The sequence below is a fragment of the Eisenbergiella massiliensis genome, from assembly GCF_003435485.1.
In genome coordinates this window covers 22234-39087 of sequence record NZ_QVLV01000007.1, presented here as the reverse complement: position 1 = coordinate 39087, position 16854 = coordinate 22234, and the positions used below count along the sequence as shown (strand labels likewise).

The window sequence follows — 16854 nt, the reverse complement described above, 5'->3', positions numbered from 1 at the left end:
CATGAATTGTAACTATTTTGATTATATCCATACTGCGTTCAGAAATCAATCACCTTATAAGTAACTGGTTTGAGTGTCAAAAGTCGGAATTAATTAGTGGCTGCTTATTTCAATCAAGCCTGTGGTATGAAACCTGGCCCGGACAATGAATGGATTAGACTTGCAGACGGATTGCCATGAAGCAGGATGGAAAAAAGCATGCTGATATGAAATGCAAAAAGCTTTCGGAAACGGTTTACTGCAGAGTACCTGATGGAAGCTAATGAATAAATATATTTTAGCCATTGCCTCCCCAACAGCAGAGCACTTGGTGAATTTCCCAAAGTGGATTTAGAGAAAACGCCCATGTTTGTTGTCTTTGACGCGGATGCTTATTTTAATTCCCGGACGGACAGCACGGTTAAGCCGCCCAAAAAATATTCATTGAATTCAGCCGGGATTATTGATGAAACGATGAGCAAGAATTCAGACTATTCATACACAGTATATACGGATCTGGAACTTCTGAAGGTACGGTTAAAGCAGATATTTAAGAAAAAGATAATCCCGGGGCAGCCAACCATGAAAAATGGAAAGCCTCTGCCCTATTTTGTTTATGATAGCATAGAAGTAAATGTGGACAATGTAAAGCATGTGAAAGAGGTACTTACACTGCTGAATAAATCGGGGTATCAGGCTGTCGGCAAGATCGAATGGCTGGAACAGTCGGAAAAGCAATCAAAGATGATTCAGACTGTATTGGGCGGTATCGGAGCTGTATTCTTGTTTGTAGCAGCAATAGGAATTACCAATACAATGGTAATGTCAATTTATGAGCGTACAAAGGAAATAGGCGTGCTGAAGGTTCTTGGATGTGATATGGGCAGCAACATCTCACGGATCCCCTCCTGGCTATCTTTAGCGGCGCTTATATTTGCAGCGTTGGTTGGAATAACAGCAGGGATTTTCCCCGCATTGAAAGCGATGAACATGAGTCCGCTGGCGGCAATCCGGAATGAGTAAATGAAATCGGTCATCCATTTTGAAATATAGCTGATTCAAATACAATTTTCCCTTGCTGAACCCGATAGGTCATTACGCCGGATTTCTTTTTTGCCCTGTTTTGGAACACAATGCAGGCAATTTCCGCAACAGCTTCTTTTACGATTATTTTCGTATTGGGATCTGTCAGAGCATCAATTTCCACACTGGCTTTTTCCAGCAGATTGGAACAATAATATTCAATGGCTGCTGTACCATGGTAAGGCCGTTCACTCAAATTGGTTAAAATAATGGCGTCATCGGCATAGTCTTGCGGCAATGCATGAGCATCATGTTTCCTGAGGTTAGATAAATGTTTTTCTACAGTGGCCAGAGTTTCTGGATTTTCGGGAAAAGGGTGTGCCTTAACGCCAAGAGAGGGCATAGACAATGCAGTTTTTGCATAACCGGTTACATAAATGGCTTTGTCATTCTCTATCATATAGGTAAAGGAGGCAAATGAAGAAAAGGGTTTTAAAGAGGCTAAAAGAGTGATGTAGCCGCCTTCACTCTGACGAAAAAGGATATCCAGTTTTTCAACAGCCGACTCCACATCCATTCCCAGCTTTGTCGCAAAAGTAAAAGTATTTCGCATGGTATCGGTAAGCGTATCATATCCCATAGTTCTTGTGCGGCCATCCAGGCGGGTTATTGCCACGAGATCTTCTGAATAATCTGCTAAGGCCTCATCTAAATTTGAATTTTCCTTCATTTTCATCATAGATTCGATATGGTGGGTCATCAATTCTTCTGCAGTTCTGGACATTTTCTTCCTCCTGTATTCATGTACTTTGAATTATCATAGTATTTTATTAAAAATGTTTACTGATAAAATTCCGGTTAATAAATGGCTCCTTTTGGGGTTAGTAAGCCACTGGTTTGTCGAAATGGAATAATGGAGACTTAAAAATTCTCTTGCGAATATAATTACACATGTGTATATTAATGGATAGGGTAATGGAATTCAATTACCAGATTATTAAAATAATGTAGTAATACTCATATCCGTCAAATATGTGTATTATTTCGGAGGAAAATATGGAAACAAATATAGATCGAAGGATTTTAAAATCACAAAAGGCAATTCAGAATGCTTTCTTGGAAATGCTTCTGAAGGACGGGTTTGACATGATTACAATTAAAGAGCTTACAGAAAAAGCGGATATCAGCCGAAAAACCTTCTATCTTCATTATGTTGATAAATATGATTTATTAAATGCGGTTGTAAATAAACATCTGGAAGAACTGGGGATCATTTGTGAAAAGAAAAAAGAAAAGGGGTTTGTTGAAGGCACGGTAATATGGTTCCGTTATTTTGAAGAGAGGAAGGCATTTTTCGCGGCGTTGTTTGCAACAGAGAGTACGGTAGCCTTCCGTAATCGTCTGCTGGATTTTATTATGAACCAACTGAATTATAAATTAGAAGAGAGTTCAGGAAAAAGAAATACGGAGGTTCTTCTAAAATTTATGGGAATGGCTGTTTTGGGGGTAGTGGAATCCTTTGTACTCGATCAATTTCATGGAGGGGTTGAAGAAATAGCCGCTCAGGTAGGAGAATTGCTGGAACAAATAATTACTTCACCTCAATGAGGAATAACCGCATATTCACCTTGGGAAAGTTCGGGTTCATTATTCTGATTGCCTGTGGAGCCTTCGTTGCTCTTCTGTGTTTGCGATAGCTTGATTGCCGTTGTATAGATTGCCGTGGTTCAAATGAGAAAAAAGCAACAGCAGAAGTATAACTACACCCAATACACAGATGATTGTAATACAAATTGCTCTTTTATTTTTCATTATCTTCGTCTCCCTCACATTCATCATCTTTTGAAGAAAACAATTCTTCCATATATCGCTGAAATTTTCAAATTTACCTGAACAGTGACTACGGCTGCAAAAAGCAGAACGGCAACAGGTTCTATCAATCATATCCATGTTTTTCCTGCAAAATATATTTAAAGTAAGCATAACTGGTATGCCTGGAAGAAATAGAATTATTACTTAAAACAATATTTATTTAAAATATGACACACTGATGTCATATTCCTCATGATAAGATAAACCTGAAAATAAAGGAGGAGTTATATATGCCATTTACTGAAATATGCATTTATCAGGTCAAACCGCAGAAGGTCGATGAATTTGAGGCGCTTATGTCTGAAGCCAAAGCTTTTTTGGAAAAGCAGCCGGGGCTGCTTTTGCTTCGGTTTGTGAAGAGAGAGTACCATATAGACATGGAGCAGATTAAAGAAGGACTGCCGCCTCTCAAAATCACGCGCATTGTAAAAAGTGTAAAGTATATGCTTTATTGGGAGTTCGATACGAAGGAAAGCTACGGGGCAGCGCAGAAAAATCTTTACGGCAGCTATTGGAAGCCGATGGAAAAATGCCTGATAGCGCCGCATGATAAATATTTAGGGGAGGAGCTGTTTTCGTGCCGCGAAAACAGGAAAAAAGAGGGATGATATGCAGATAGACAGACTGCTTCAGATTGTGTTTCTGCTGTTGCGCCATGAGTATATAACGGCCAGACAGCTGGCGGAGGAACTTAATGTTTCCACACGCACGATATACAGGGACATCAATATACTTTCGCTCGCGGGCATACCAATTACATCACAAAAGGGATATAACGGAGGACTGTCCTTACTGCAGGGCTTTTCATTGGACAAGTCCTATTTCACGCAGGCGGAGCAAAACAATATTATTCATGCATTGCAAATCCTGAAATCCTCCAATTATCCGGATGCTGATAAAGCCCTGAACAAGGTTGCCGGGCTGTTCAGCCATAATATGCAATCAGAATGGCTGGAGATTGATTTCTCATATTGGGGAAGCCCGGAAAAGGAGCGGCTCAATATTACGGCATTGGAGCGTGCAATCATCAATAAGTATGTGATTACCTTCACGTATTTTAATTCCGAGCTGACGGTAACCAGTCAGGCTGTTGAGCCGTTAAAAATGGTTTTCAAATCACACGCCTGGTATCTTGTCGCTTATTCCCGGAATAAAAATGCCATCCGTACTTATAAAATGTCCCGCATCAGGGAGCTTCAAATAACAAATCAATTGTTTGAACGCGAACTGCCGCAGGATTTTTCCATTACTCCTGCTTATAAAGAGGATTATAATATTCCGATGTTTAAATTGCATTTTTCTGAGAAGATAGCATATAAGGTCTATGATGAATTTCAGGAAAAGTATATTAAAAAATTAGAGGACGGCACGCTGGAAGTATCTTTCAGATACCAGCTCAGTGACTGGGCGTTCCTTTACCTGCTTTCATTTGGCGAATATGTTGAAGTAATTGAGCCTGTTGAAGCAAGGAATATTTTAAAGGAAAAGGCAAAAAAGATACTCGCCATGTACGGATGAATTATAACTGAAACAGCAGCGTACAGTTGAATTTTGCCATATCTTTGGGAAAGTAAATTAATAAGAAAAAGGATACCGCAGGAAGGTATACGGGGAGAAAATAAAAAATGGAAGTTCAAAACAGAGAATTGTATTTACAGCATATGAATGATGAGTACAGGAGAAAGCATTATCCGGAAGGCTCCGTGTTTATGGCCCATAAGAAGGCGCAGAAAGGGGTCAATGCGGGCCTGAACCTGTTTATTATAGGCGTTTTCCTGGCAGGCAGCGTGGCAGGACTTGTATGGTCCATAAACAGGGTGCTGGAATTCATCCGGGATGAACAGGAGGATATGCTGGGAGTTGGAATCGGGCTTTGTGTCTTTTCCCTTTTGCTGATTCTTGGATTCGGAACGCTTATTTTTGTAATGATAAAAGGTATGGGAAAAAGTGTGGATGACTGGATCCGCATCGTTGCAAAGACAGGCGGCCTGAGTGAACAGGAGGTGCGGGAATCAGCCAGGGCGCTCCAGGAAGAACTGTTGGGCCGTTGCCCCGGAATCGATACCGCCGGCGGCGCCGTACTGGCGGAGTGAGAATGAGAGGAGAATAATTGTATGAAAGCGAGAGACAAATTTGGATGAAATAATTTTTGCAAATAATAACTTTGTTTGTCACAACTGGTCAGAAACATTGTCTAATAAGGTATAATATAAAAAATGGAGGTATTAGCATGCAAAATAAAGAGCCGGAATTGATTGACCAGGCGGTAAACGGCGATAAAAAAGCATTGGAAACTCTTCTTCTAAGTGTTCAGGATATGCTTTATAATCTTTCACTGCGAATGCTGGGAAGCCCTCAGGATGCAGAAGATGCCGTGCAGGAAATCATGATTAAAATCATTACACAGTTATCGACGTTCCGAAAGGAGAGTGCCTTTTCCACATGGGCTTACCGTGTAGCTGCAAATTATCTTATCAACTGTAAAAAGTCAATGTTTGCACAGCGGCCATTGAGTTTTGAATTTTATGGCGAGGACATCAATATGGGGTTTGTCCCAAATACAGAGGATTTACTGCAAGGGGTGGAGGAGGAAATACTGGCAGATGAATTAAAGGCTTCCTGCACCAATGTCATGCTTCAGTGCCTGGATCCTGAAAGCCGCTGTATCTATGTGCTGGGGCTGATGTTTAAGGCAGACAGCAGGGTATGCGGCGAAATCTTAGGGTTAACTGCCGAAGCCTACCGTCAGCGGCTTTCACGCATCCGTAAAAAGGTAGCTGCATTTTTAGGGGAATACTGTGGGCTTTCCGGTACAGGTAAGTGTAACTGTCAGAAACGTGTGGGATATGCAATCCTGACGCACAGACTTAATCCCGGGAATCTTGAATACAGCTCCCAGGAAAAGCTGGACCATTCTGATACTGCAAAATTTACAGAAGCGATGGAAGAGATGGGCAGACTGTCCGGTGTTTTCACTCAGCTGCCTCAATACCGTTCTCCTTTAGATGCAAAGAGTTTCCTTAAAAAGCTGCTGAAATCCGGCAGTATGGATGTGATCAGGGCGGAGGTATAGATAGCACGGAGATATAAATAGCACGGGAACCTACATAAACGATGAAAGAAGAAAATGGATTTTCACCAAGATTGAGGAGAGATGTTTTTATTGGAAAAATGTTACTGTAAAAGATAATTGTGAATGTTATATCAATGCATAAAGAAGGTTTTATTTGAAACAGATTCTTAAGAAAAGGTCTGTTTCTTTTTTTGTCAAACTTGTGAAAATTAACAGCTGATTAATAGAGCATAAATAAAAGAATCCGGTCGCCACAACACTTCGATTTGATAACTCAAAAAATCGGAGATAGAAAAAGGCAGCATATAACAAAACAAGAGAAGAAAAGAAATGATATCAGAAAATATGATATGGGAAATCTGTTTTTGTATATTTTTGATTTTCTTATTTCATTAAAATGAATTCAGTATATTCATTATGAGGAAGTTCGTTAAATGACTGGAGGAGAAAAAATGCTGGAATTGAAAAAATTATTCGGAGAGGAAACCGGAGTGTCAGAGGAATTCAAGGCGGACTGGGAAGCGGAGAAAATTGATTTTTATGAGGATGTGGCTTATGGAATGGGCGGGGAGCATCCCATGTATCTGGATCTTATGATACCTCAGGAAAAGACGGAGAAAAAACGTCCCGTTATAATCTGGGTGCATGGCGGCGGATGGAGCATTCCTGAGCTGACGAAAAAATACCGTCCTGTGAACGCCCTGGTACAGGCATGCCGCATGGGCTTTGTCTGCGCCAGCATTGAGTACCGGCTGGTAACGGAGAAACCCTTTCCCGCGCCGATAGAAGACTGCAAGTGCGCCGTGCGTTTCCTGAAAGCACATGCCGGGGAACTGGGAATTGATCCGGACTGCATCGGTATCTGGGGAGAATCGGCCGGAGGACAGCTGGCGGCGCTGGTGGGCGCTTCCTATGGTAATCCCCGCCTGGAAGGAAACGGCGGGTGGCAGGAATACAGCAGCGAGGTCAAAGCAGTCTGTGACTGGTACTGCGGCGGGGATATGACGCACATGGGGGCGTATGTCTGTCCGGAAGTACAGGCGCGGGCGGAGGAACTGGGCATCCGGCTGACTCTCATGCCCGGGCAGCTGGAGAAGCAGAAGGATCCAAAGAGTTCAGCCCAGAGGGAAATTTTTGAGCAGATGTTTGGAGTGCCCGGCAGCCAGGCCCCTGAGCTTTCCATGGATATCAGCCCGATTTTTTATGTGGATCAGAAACAGCCGGCGTACCTTTTGATGCACGGAGACTCTGACCAGGCGGTAACGCCGGAATTTTCCTATAATTATTATGACGCCCTGCTCAAATACGGCCATGATGCCACCTTTGTCCTGGTTCCCAGACAGGGGCATGGTTTCTTTAAAGGAGAAGGGTATTATGATATCGTACTGAATTTCTTTAAAAAGAAGCTGGTGCCGTAACCGCAGAAAGAAAGGAAAGCTCATGAGACAGCCTGTTTACTATGAAGAACTGAAAGAAATAGAAAAGCTTCCGGTTGCTCTCCCAAAGGTGGCCGGTCCGCTTCCCAATACAGATGAATCCTATCCCTTTAATGCCGCAAACCGTCAGCAGAAGCCGTTTGATCTGGCAAAATACGGTTATGTGGAAGAGGAATATCTCATCAGCGGATATGCCAATGTATATGAATATCATGACGTGGGGCTGTATCCGAAAATCCGTTGTCAGGATGGAAGCTACTGTACGCGAATTCTGGTACGCCGTCCCAGGGATCCCCATAAACAAAGTGATTTCGCCATACTGGAGATTTTTAATTACGCCGGGGCGGAACGCGCCTTTGCAGGCTGGGGATACTGCGCAGAATATATACTTTCCAGGGGAGATGTATGGGTGGGCATTACCATACGGCAGAACGCTGTTGATAATTTGAAAAAATTTGACGCAGTAAGGTACGCCGCTCTTGGTTTCCCCAATCCTGTTCCTTTGGACAAAAGAAAACAGGGCAGGACGCTGACAGGGGAAATGGAGACGAAGGAGAGCGGAGAGTTTGAAAGCGGGCTGGCTTACGATGCCATGAGTCAGGCGGCGGCGCTTCTAAAATCAAAAACGCTGCAGAATCCTTTGTACGGCAGCAGCATTTCAGGAAAAGCCGCCAGATATGTGATCGGCATGGGGGCGTCAGGCTGTGATCTGTCCCTTTATGCAGCCGCGCTTCAGCCGTTTGCTACGATTGACGGCAAAAACCCCTGTTTTGACGGCTTTCACATCCATATGACCGGTTATCCCGGCTGCATCAGCAACGGAGAGACGTGTTTTGAAGCCAATGATGACAGATGCAAAATTATGACCAATGTGCCGCTTGTCTGGACACAGACCATGGGAGACATGCGGGGCGGCGGTATACATCCCAGTTATTCTTATATGTACCGCTGGCCGGACAGCGATCTTCCCGGGCGGCAGCACAGGCAGTACGAAATAGCGGGCGCCGCTTTGGGTATGGACTGGGATATGGCGGTCTGTCCCTGTGCAGAGGATCTGCAGAAGTATAATGGGGAGGGGAAGGAATATCCCCTGGAACGTCATTTTGGGGAAATTCCGTTCCATTATGTAATCAGGGCAGTGCTGGATCATCTGAAAAAATGGATCCGGTACGGGATTCCCGCACCGAAATCAGCCTATATCGAAATGGAAGGGGAATATCCGGATGCGGATTTCGTGCTGGATGAGCATGGCAATCCCAAAGGCGGCGTCCGTTCTCCCTACGTGGATGTTCCCGTTTGTACCTATACCTGGAAGGATGAACCGGGTGCCGTCCGCAATATAATCACGCCTTTTTCCGCTGAAAAACTGAGGACGCTTTATCCAACCCACGATGTATATCTGCGGAAGGTTGTAAAATCGGTTATGGAGATGATCCAAAACGGATTTCTCCTCCCGGAGGATGCTTCGGAAATTATTATGGAAGCAATGGACGCTGCTGTTCCGGAATAACAAGGAGGCCGTTTTTATATGAGGGAACAATATGGGAATCCCGTATTTGGCAGGGTGACGCAAGAGTATCCGGTTGCCGATACGGAATATGGAAAAGTTGCAGGAGAAAACAGAAACGGCATAGCCGTGTTCCGGGGAATCCCCTATGGCGGCAGCTGTGATGGGAACAACCGTTTTTTGCCGGCCCGTGAACCAAAGGCCTGGACAGGTATCAGAGACTGTAGAAAAAACGGTCCCATTGCAGTGCAGGAGGGCGGCAGTATTACCGCAAGCTGGGATTTCGGCAATTATTTCAGCGGCGGGAATCCGGAGCCCTTCGGCTGTAATCAGGAGATCAGGGGAGAAAACTGCCTGGTTTTGAATGTTCTCACACCGCAGCCGGGAGAAGGAAAACGTCCTGTTATCGTATATATCCATGGAGGCGGTTTTGCATCCGGCTCAGGGACTACGGTATTGGGGGCGGATGGGCTGGTGAGAGAGCAGGATATTGTTCTTGTGGGAATAAACCACAGGTTAAATGCCTTTGGTTTTCTTTACCTGGGTGAAATAGAGAAAGATTTCCTGGAATCAGGCACAGCCGGAATGACTGATCTGGTGCTTGCTCTGAAATGGGTACATAAAAATATCGGATTTTTCGGCGGGGATCCTGAGAATGTAATCGTTATGGGAGAATCCGGAGGAGGCATTAAAATCGCCACACTGTTAGCCATGCCGGAAACCGCTTCCCTGATAAAAGGGGCTGTGATGGAAAGCGCCTTCGGAAAGCCGGGAAGGTATACAACTGATATGGCTGCGGATACCACGGCGCATTTTCTGTACCAGCTGGAAATTAAAGATAATGTGATTGCCAGGCTGCAGGAACTGCCGGATTCCCATATCTGCGGCGCGGCTTTTTCCCTTGGGCCTTTTGCCTTTGAACCGGCAGCCGACGGAATCCACCTGCCGTTTAATGCAAAAGACGGTTTCCCCATGGTGAATCCTCAGGTGCCGATTATTGTCGGTTCCTCTGAGGATGAACTGGCGGCATTTGCTTCGGAACAGGAACATAAAATTCAGACGGAGGAGGAGATGATCCATGCTATAGTAAACGGCTGCGGCCCGGGATGGATGCGGCTGCCGGAAACCACGCCTTCCAAAGCACGGGAACTGATCCGTGTATTTCGAAGCATGGACAGAAAGGGAGACGACAATGCACATCTGCTCATGAAAATCTGTACCATGTGCGGACCATTAGAACAGGCGGCATTTGAGCACGCGGTATACTGCTCCGCACAGAATGCGGGAAGTGTCTTCCGGTATCTGAACGCCTATGATGCGCCACACAGGGTAATTCCTGAAAAAAGGTTTTCCTGGCATGGAGCGGATCTTCCCCTGCAGCTTCGGATTGTGCTGCACCCGGAAAGCGAGGCGGTATCGAAGCGGCTGGCAGCTTTTCTGGGCGCCTTTGCCAGGACAGGAGATCCGTCCCTGCCTAATCTGAACTGGGCACCATTTTCCGCCGCCTGTGAAACAATGATAATTGATGATTGCTGCAGAATAGAATGTGATCCTACGCGGCCTTACCGTGAGGCAATGTCTTTATAAGAAAAGGAGCCAGTATAATGGATGATATGAAAGCTTTATTTGAAAAAATGCGCGCTAAAATGGATATGGTCAGAAGTGTTTTCGGAGAGGAAAATCTGGCGGCGGTTCCGCTGTTTGAGAATTGTCTGTGCTATCCCATGGATCTGCTTACAGAGCTTGCAGGTATGGCATGTGAAATTGAAGAACTGGATTCCCCGGAAGAGATCAGTTCCCGGCTGGAAGCCTTCCGGGAACTGAGGCTGAAAATTGAAAACAGGAAGCAGGAACGTCCCAGGCTCATGCTGTGGCCGGAAAACAGGGTGCCCTCGCTGACGGAATACACGGATAATTCTGCATACAGGTATAACCACAATCCCGATTTTGCCCCTTTTATGTATGAAATGCTTGTGCCGGAGGAGGTGACGCCGATGGGCGCGATCATTCTGTGCGCCGGCGGGGATCACGGCTTTACCGTTTTGTGCGAGGGTTATCAGGTGGCCAGGGACTTCAACCAAATGGGCTATCAATGCTTTCTTCTTTTGAACCGTACCAACTTAAATCCCTGGAGCGGCAAAGAGGCGGGAGCGGATGCGGCAAGAGCCATACGCATAGTCAGGGCAAATGCGGAAAAATATCGTGTGAAGAAAAACCAGATCGTATTTGCTGGCTTTTCCAACGGCGGACTGACGGGAGAGGCCTGCATCCGTTATTATTCCGGGGAACAGAGAATGTCGGAGGTGTTTCCTGATTATGAGGAGGATGCGCTGGATCAGGTCAGCGCATCAATGGATGCTTTTCTCTGTATTTACGGACCGAGGATGAATCATGAAACCTTTGATTATAGCAGAGTGGTATATCCCCCGGTATTCCATGCGGTGGGACTCGAAGATTTTAACATGGATAATATAAATAAACTGTATCCGGATCTGGTCAGCCATGGCGTGACGGTTGAAATCCATACCTTTTCCGGTGTGCCCCATGGTCAGGCCGGGCGGAAGTTGCTGGACGGATATGTAAAGTATCCTAATTTTGAAATGTGGGAGCTACTGGCGGAGCAGTTTATGTGGAATATACTGGGAAAAGAGCAGCGGGATTTGTTTCAGGATTGATTATGTGATAAAATCTGAATGGTGAATTTCAAATCTGTTTTCGGGGAAAAGGATTTACAGAGAGGATGGACCGGAGACTGCAGAAATAAAAGCGGAAAGCATAAATCTGCAGAAGTGAATTGCATTAACAGGGGGGATAGTAGTTGCGGAGTAAAAAAAGATCCATAAAAAGATATCTTCTGATAGGAGGTATCGGCGGTTCCGTTTTGCTGCTTTTGCTTTTACTGTGTTTTGGTGGATATATCATATTGCAGTACCGCCATGTGTATAAGAGGGACCATGAGATTATGACTTCGGATTATGCACAGCAGCTTGCGCAGGATATCAGCTCTATGGAAGCCTATATTAAGAATCTGTATGGAAATAATGTGCACTATCAGATATTGAAACGTTCCCAGATCACGGAAAGCCAGTGGATGCTTGCTTCTTATTACCTGAACAATAATTTCAGCAGCAGGGCAGACAATCTGGACTATTTTGGCGGCATTTTTTATTATGATAAGGCCTGGGATTCCCTGCACAGCGAATTCAGCGGATTTACTTTTACAGGAGACAGCTATCGTTTGAACCAGGCAATTAAGCAGGAAGCACGCGCCCATATGGATGAAAAGATGCCTTATAAAGAAATAATGACCTATGAGGGAGAAGCTTATCTGCTGTATATCCTGGGAGATCGGGGGAAGCTTCTGGGGTATACGGTTAACCTGTCCCAATATTTTGTGTTGAGAGAAAATATGCAGCTTGTGATTTCTGACGGGGAGGGGAATATCCTGGTAAATCAGGGAGATATGCTTCTGGAGGAAGAGGCCATTGCACAGAAGCTAAGGAGCAATACGGAGAGAGCAGGTTTAATGTATATGATTTCCAGGAAGGATCTGGAGGGAGAGAATCTCCGTATCCTGCTGGTACATAAGGATGAAAAGCTTGCTTTCTGGAACCAGATGGAGTTCTGGCTGTTATTCATTTTAATTCCGCTGACAGCTTTTGCTGTCCTTTGGAATGTATACCGGTTTGTAAAGCGGATTATTTATCAGCCAATCGATCACTTTGTGCACCGCCTTACAGAAATGAAAAAAGGAGAGCTTCCTGAAAATTTCGGGGAAGCGGGAAAGGAAAACCAGCTGGAGGAAATCCGGCTGATCAATGAAAAGCTGGATGAGCTGATCACGGAAATGGGCAAACTGGAGCAGGAAAGATACGAAAAGGAGAAAGAGGCCAACGCGGCTTTATTACAGTATTATCAGCTGCAGGTCAGGCCTCACTTTTTCCTGAACTGTTTGAATATTGTGGCCTCATTGCTGAATGAAAATGATGTGGACACGGTAAAAACAATGATTTATGCCGTTTCCAGGCATTTCCGATATGTATTTCAGGATTCGGACAGTCTGGTTACGCTGGCAGAGGAGATAGAGGAGGTGAAAGCCTACTGTAATATTTATATTATCAGAAACGCAATGCCGATTCTTCTTCAGATACAGCTGGACGAAGAGGACGAGTCCTATCAGGTGCCTATTTTATGTATTCAGACTTTTGTAGAGAACTCCATAAAACATGCGGTGAGTAAAAACAGGGTGCTTTCCATTTCCATTATGGCAGACAGAATAGAGGATGAAGAACAAAGGTATATCAGAATCCGGATATCGGATAATGGAGAGGGATACCAGCCGCAGCGGCTGGAGGAGCTGAACAGGCCTGTAACGCAGTTCCAGTATCATTCCAGGCAGGTTGGGGTTGATAATATAAAGTACCGGATATATTTGCTATATGGAGAAAGGGCGAGGCTCTATTTCTATAATAGTCCCACAGGAGGGGCTGTTACGGAGATACTGCTGCCCCGGGAAGAAAATGAACATACTGATAATCGATGATGAAAAAACAATATTAAAAACAGTATATTCCCAGCTTATGGAAATGGAGCTGGGAATGGAAAGAATTGATACGGCAGACAGCGCCGGAGAAGCGAAGGAATGTATGAAAAAATACCATTATGATATTTTCCTTTGTGATATTGTCATGCCTGAAATGGACGGCATTACTTTTGCAAAATGGGTGCTTGAGGAGCATTCGGATGTAAAAATTATTTTCCTGACGGCATATGCGGATGTGAAATATATGAAGGAAGCAATTTCCATGCAGAGCTTCGATTATGTACTTCAGCCTGTCAGTACGGAGGAGTTAAAAAGTGTTGTGGAGCGGGCGGTATCCCAGATTAAGATTGAGAGAAAAAACCTGGAGCTGATGAATAAAGGCGCCTTTTTTCAGACCTATGAAGAGAATATTCTTGAAGTGGGAGCGCTGCAATATCTGGAAGGCAGGAATACGGATGATTCCTATATCCGCAGATTGATTTCTTACCATAATATTAACAATGCAGGAGAATCGGTTTATTTGCCGGTATTGATACAGGTGCTGAAGACGCAGAAGCATCTGGAAAAAATTGAAAAGCCTATCCTGCGGCTGATTTATCAGAATATCCTGGACGAGGTATTCCAGGAGCTAGGAGTTTACAGCATTGTCATGCTGGAGGAAAACAGTACGGATTTCGCCATGCTTTTATATTGGAAACGGGAGCTGGCTTATGAAAGGGAGGTAATTGCAGATAAGCTGGAGAGCTTCCGCATTCTGTCCTTCCGCGTCCTTCTGACCACAATGGCAATATACTGCGGCAATGTCTGCGGGCCGGCTGAACTGCCCAAATATTCGCTGCCTTTATTCCAGGCCCAAAGAGATAATGTGCGTCAGGAAAGCCGGGTATTTCTGCCGCGGGAAAATGAGAAAGAGGCAGGCAGCAATTCTTACAAGCTTCAGCTGAATATCTGGAAAAAGCTGTTGGAGCAGGAGCAGTTCCAGGACTTCAGGGACAGCATCCTTTCTTATATAAGCAATGACTACCGCGGACGTATGAATGCGTCAGGCATGATGAACCTGCATCAGAGTATAACGCAGCTTTTACTGGCATATCTGGTAAACCATCAGATTGGAAGCGATGTGATTTTTGATGAGGAGCTGCCTTATCTGACCTATATGAACGCCTGGCAGAGGTATGACCTGTTTGAAAAGGCGATGACCCATATCACTGAAAAGCTGCAGAAGCTTATCGGCAGCAAGGATACCAGGGATGTGGTGCAGGAAACCATCAAGTATATCAGGCAGCATCTGGACAGCGATGTGTCGGTATCGGAAATTGCGGAATTTGCCGGGATGAATCCTGAATATTTAACAAAGCTGTTTAAAAAGAATACGGGTTATACCTTAAAGGAATATATCGTGAATGAAAAAATGGAGTCGGCCAAAATGTTGCTGGCCACAACAACATTACCTGTAACCCTCATATCCAGCCATGTGGGGTATGGGAATTATTCCAATTTTACCAGAAGCTTTAAGCAGCTGACAGGCTGTACCCCCATGGAATACCGGAAGTCGGCCGCGAATCAGAAAATGCAATAAACCTTCTCTGATTTTGCATATTTTTCCCTCCCTGATTTGACTAGAATAGGCTTATCAGTTGAATGACTTAATCAATAGGATAAGGGAGGTAATGTAATGAAAAAGAAGCTGTTGTCACTGATTCTGGCCGCTGTAATGGCAGGTTCTTTGGTTGGCTGCGGTTCAAAAGCGCCGGCCGCAGCTGCGTCTTCGGAAGCCGGGAGCGCAGAAGCACCGGCGACAGGGGCTGCGGACACGGCAGAAAGTGCAAAAGGCTTTGCGGCAACGGGAAATCCGGAGGAATGGCCCACAATTACGGTACAGGTGCCTGTACTGAGCGAAATGGCGGATGAGCAGATGGTTGAGGATGCCTTAAACGAGTATCTGGTATCCATTAACGCCGGCGTAAAGGCCGATATGGTACAGATGACTTTAGGAGATCTGTCTACCCAGCTGACTCTGATGCTGTCTGACAACCAGCAGCCTTTGGACCTGTTTTGCTGGAGATTCTATTCTACACTGGACGGATGCGTGAAAAATGAGCAGTGCATCCCATTGGACCAGTATCTTGATGTCTATCCCGATTTATGGGAAATGTATCCTGAAAATGTGCTGAAAACGCAGCAGATCAGCGGCGTGCAGTATGCGGTTCCTTCTGTGGACAGCTACGCAACCTATGATGTCTATGCTTTGAGAAAAGATGTGGCTGAGGATCTTGGCATTGCCGGCAGAGACGGAGAACGGATCACTTTGGATGAGATGACGCAGATCATGAAGGATGCCAAGGAAATCCATCCGGAATTTGCCTATATGGTGAATACCAACAACGAAGCGGTTATCGGCATCGACAGCCTGGGAAACAGCAACTGGCTGGGTGTTCTGATGAACCGGGGCGTGGGCACGAAGGAAATTGTAAATCTCTATGAAACGGAAGAATGGCGTAATTTCTGCATCCGTATGAAGGAGTGGAAGGATGCCGGAGTGATGATGGATGATCCGTTAAATAACGAGATGACAATTACTCAATATAATAACGGCGTTTCCGCAGGCTGTTACCTTGGCGGGTATAGCCCGGATTACATCAAGGCTCTGATCGCTTACAGCCCTTACGAGCCCATTGAATTCCAGCTGACGGACATGGTTGGCACAAGCGCTTCCGTACTGGGCGGCTGGATGATCTCCACCGTCTGCAAGAACCCGGATGCAGCCATGAAGATGATGTACCTGATGGCAACCGATGAAAATGTGGCCCGCTACTTTATTCTGGGAATTGAAGGCGTGCACTATACCGTGGATGAAAAGGGCATTGCCCGCCGTCCTGAAGGCGTTACCCAGAACAACAGCACATGGAACCAGGATTGTCCCTGGTTTTACCCGAACCAGTGCCTGAGCATTCCGCTGGAAACAGAAATGACAACCTATTATTCTGATATGCTGGATGCCCCGGACCATGCAAAGTTCTCTGAAGCTATGGGCTTTGTATTTGACAGCGCCCCGGTTTATGACCAGATGGCGGCATGTACCACGGTTGTGGCGGAATACAGGGACGCCCTGTTATACGGCCTTGTGGATGTGGATTCCTATCTTGAAAAGTTCAACGAAGAGCTGAAGGCAGCAGGAATTGACGAAATTATTGCAGAAGAACAGAAGCAGTTCGATGCATGGCTTGCCGTACAATAAACTGACAAACAGCATTAAGATGTGTTGCCGGCTGCAGACGGCTATGGCTGGCATTTATTCCCGCGGGCAACGAGCCGGGCGGACATGCCCGCATGTCCATCTGGCGACTGCCGCGAGGGTTAAATATCCTGCCGCTTGCGGCGCTGCAAGCTTGATGCCCGCTGCTTGCGGCAGGGTATTTGA

Annotated in this window: 15 protein-coding genes; 13 read left to right on the top strand and 2 right to left on the bottom strand. The window is 45.3% G+C overall.

What is annotated here, in order from left to right; all coding sequences use genetic code 11:
* Positions 1-324: 324 nt before the first annotated feature.
* Positions 325-1002: an ABC transporter permease gene (locus DXC51_RS11645; protein WP_181970093.1), complete on the top strand. Its 678-nt coding sequence runs from the start codon at positions 325-327 to the stop codon at positions 1000-1002.
* 10 nt (positions 1003-1012) lie between these two features.
* On the opposite strand, the gene DXC51_RS11640 is transcribed toward DXC51_RS11645, so the two are convergent.
* Positions 1013-1786, bottom strand: coding sequence for a hypothetical protein (locus DXC51_RS11640; RefSeq protein WP_102289500.1), 774 nt, complete (start codon positions 1784-1786; stop codon positions 1013-1015).
* Positions 1787-2058: 272 nt separating this feature from the next.
* On the opposite strand from DXC51_RS11640, the gene DXC51_RS11635 reads away from it, so the two are divergent.
* Positions 2059-2610, top strand: a complete 552-nt coding sequence (locus DXC51_RS11635) for a TetR/AcrR family transcriptional regulator (protein ID WP_117544628.1) — start codon at positions 2059-2061, stop codon at positions 2608-2610.
* Between the two features lie 39 nt (positions 2611-2649).
* On the opposite strand, the gene DXC51_RS11630 is transcribed toward DXC51_RS11635, so the two are convergent.
* Complete coding sequence (locus DXC51_RS11630) at positions 2650-2952, bottom strand: hypothetical protein (RefSeq protein ID WP_147332360.1); 303 nt, start codon at positions 2950-2952, stop codon at positions 2650-2652.
* A 152-nt stretch (positions 2953-3104) separates the two neighbouring features.
* On the opposite strand from DXC51_RS11630, the gene DXC51_RS11625 reads away from it, so the two are divergent.
* From DXC51_RS11625 to DXC51_RS11575, 11 genes are all read left to right on the top strand, one after another.
* Positions 3105-3482: an antibiotic biosynthesis monooxygenase family protein gene (locus DXC51_RS11625; protein ID WP_102289498.1), complete on the top strand. Its 378-nt coding sequence runs from the start codon at positions 3105-3107 to the stop codon at positions 3480-3482.
* Position 3483: 1 nt separating this feature from the next.
* On the top strand, positions 3484-4392 hold the full coding sequence (locus tag DXC51_RS11620) for a helix-turn-helix transcriptional regulator (protein WP_117544626.1): 909 nt from the start codon (positions 3484-3486) through the stop codon (positions 4390-4392).
* Between the two features lie 107 nt (positions 4393-4499).
* The gene (locus tag DXC51_RS11615) at positions 4500-4967 is read left to right on the top strand and encodes a hypothetical protein (RefSeq protein WP_117544625.1); all 468 of its coding nucleotides are present in this window, start codon (positions 4500-4502) and stop codon (positions 4965-4967) included.
* Between the two features lie 137 nt (positions 4968-5104).
* Positions 5105-5947: an RNA polymerase sigma factor gene (locus DXC51_RS11610; protein WP_117544624.1), complete on the top strand. Its 843-nt coding sequence runs from the start codon at positions 5105-5107 to the stop codon at positions 5945-5947.
* 452 nt (positions 5948-6399) lie between these two features.
* Positions 6400-7365 (top strand): alpha/beta hydrolase, encoded by a 966-nt coding sequence (locus tag DXC51_RS11605; protein WP_181970092.1) that lies wholly within the window; start codon positions 6400-6402, stop codon positions 7363-7365.
* A gap of 22 nt (positions 7366-7387) precedes the next feature.
* Positions 7388-8893: an alpha/beta hydrolase domain-containing protein gene (locus DXC51_RS11600; RefSeq protein WP_117544622.1), complete on the top strand. Its 1506-nt coding sequence runs from the start codon at positions 7388-7390 to the stop codon at positions 8891-8893.
* An 18-nt stretch (positions 8894-8911) separates the two neighbouring features.
* On the top strand, positions 8912-10477 hold the full coding sequence (locus DXC51_RS11595) for a carboxylesterase family protein (protein WP_117544621.1): 1566 nt from the start codon (positions 8912-8914) through the stop codon (positions 10475-10477).
* A 17-nt stretch (positions 10478-10494) separates the two neighbouring features.
* Entirely contained in the window at positions 10495-11565 is a 1071-nt protein-coding gene (locus tag DXC51_RS11590) for an alpha/beta hydrolase (RefSeq protein WP_021637907.1), read from the top strand.
* 143 nt (positions 11566-11708) lie between these two features.
* Positions 11709-13433: a sensor histidine kinase gene (locus DXC51_RS11585; RefSeq protein WP_117544620.1), complete on the top strand. Its 1725-nt coding sequence runs from the start codon at positions 11709-11711 to the stop codon at positions 13431-13433.
* The gene (locus DXC51_RS11580) at positions 13411-15012 is read left to right on the top strand and encodes a response regulator (RefSeq protein ID WP_181970091.1); all 1602 of its coding nucleotides are present in this window, start codon (positions 13411-13413) and stop codon (positions 15010-15012) included. Before DXC51_RS11585 ends, DXC51_RS11580 begins: the two co-directional genes overlap by 23 nt.
* A 96-nt stretch (positions 15013-15108) precedes the next feature.
* Positions 15109-16671: an ABC transporter substrate-binding protein gene (locus DXC51_RS11575; protein WP_117544618.1), complete on the top strand. Its 1563-nt coding sequence runs from the start codon at positions 15109-15111 to the stop codon at positions 16669-16671.
* Positions 16672-16854 lie beyond the last annotated feature (183 nt).

Coding starts and splice junctions, on each gene's coding strand:
- DXC51_RS11640 (WP_102289500.1), bottom strand. CDS start 1,786: ATGTCCAGAACTGCAGAAGAATTGATGACCCACCATATCGAATCTATG.
- DXC51_RS11635 (WP_117544628.1), top strand. CDS start 2,059: ATGGAAACAAATATAGATCGAAGGATTTTAAAATCACAAAAGGCAATT.
- DXC51_RS11630 (WP_147332360.1), bottom strand. CDS start 2,952: ATGGATATGATTGATAGAACCTGTTGCCGTTCTGCTTTTTGCAGCCGT.
- DXC51_RS11625 (WP_102289498.1), top strand. CDS start 3,105: ATGCCATTTACTGAAATATGCATTTATCAGGTCAAACCGCAGAAGGTC.
- DXC51_RS11620 (WP_117544626.1), top strand. CDS start 3,484: ATGCAGATAGACAGACTGCTTCAGATTGTGTTTCTGCTGTTGCGCCAT.
- DXC51_RS11615 (WP_117544625.1), top strand. CDS start 4,500: ATGGAAGTTCAAAACAGAGAATTGTATTTACAGCATATGAATGATGAG.
- DXC51_RS11610 (WP_117544624.1), top strand. CDS start 5,105: ATGCAAAATAAAGAGCCGGAATTGATTGACCAGGCGGTAAACGGCGAT.
- DXC51_RS11605 (WP_181970092.1), top strand. CDS start 6,400: ATGCTGGAATTGAAAAAATTATTCGGAGAGGAAACCGGAGTGTCAGAG.
- DXC51_RS11600 (WP_117544622.1), top strand. CDS start 7,388: ATGAGACAGCCTGTTTACTATGAAGAACTGAAAGAAATAGAAAAGCTT.
- DXC51_RS11595 (WP_117544621.1), top strand. CDS start 8,912: ATGAGGGAACAATATGGGAATCCCGTATTTGGCAGGGTGACGCAAGAG.
- DXC51_RS11590 (WP_021637907.1), top strand. CDS start 10,495: ATGGATGATATGAAAGCTTTATTTGAAAAAATGCGCGCTAAAATGGAT.
- DXC51_RS11580 (WP_181970091.1), top strand. CDS start 13,411: ATGAACATACTGATAATCGATGATGAAAAAACAATATTAAAAACAGTA.
- DXC51_RS11575 (WP_117544618.1), top strand. CDS start 15,109: ATGAAAAAGAAGCTGTTGTCACTGATTCTGGCCGCTGTAATGGCAGGT.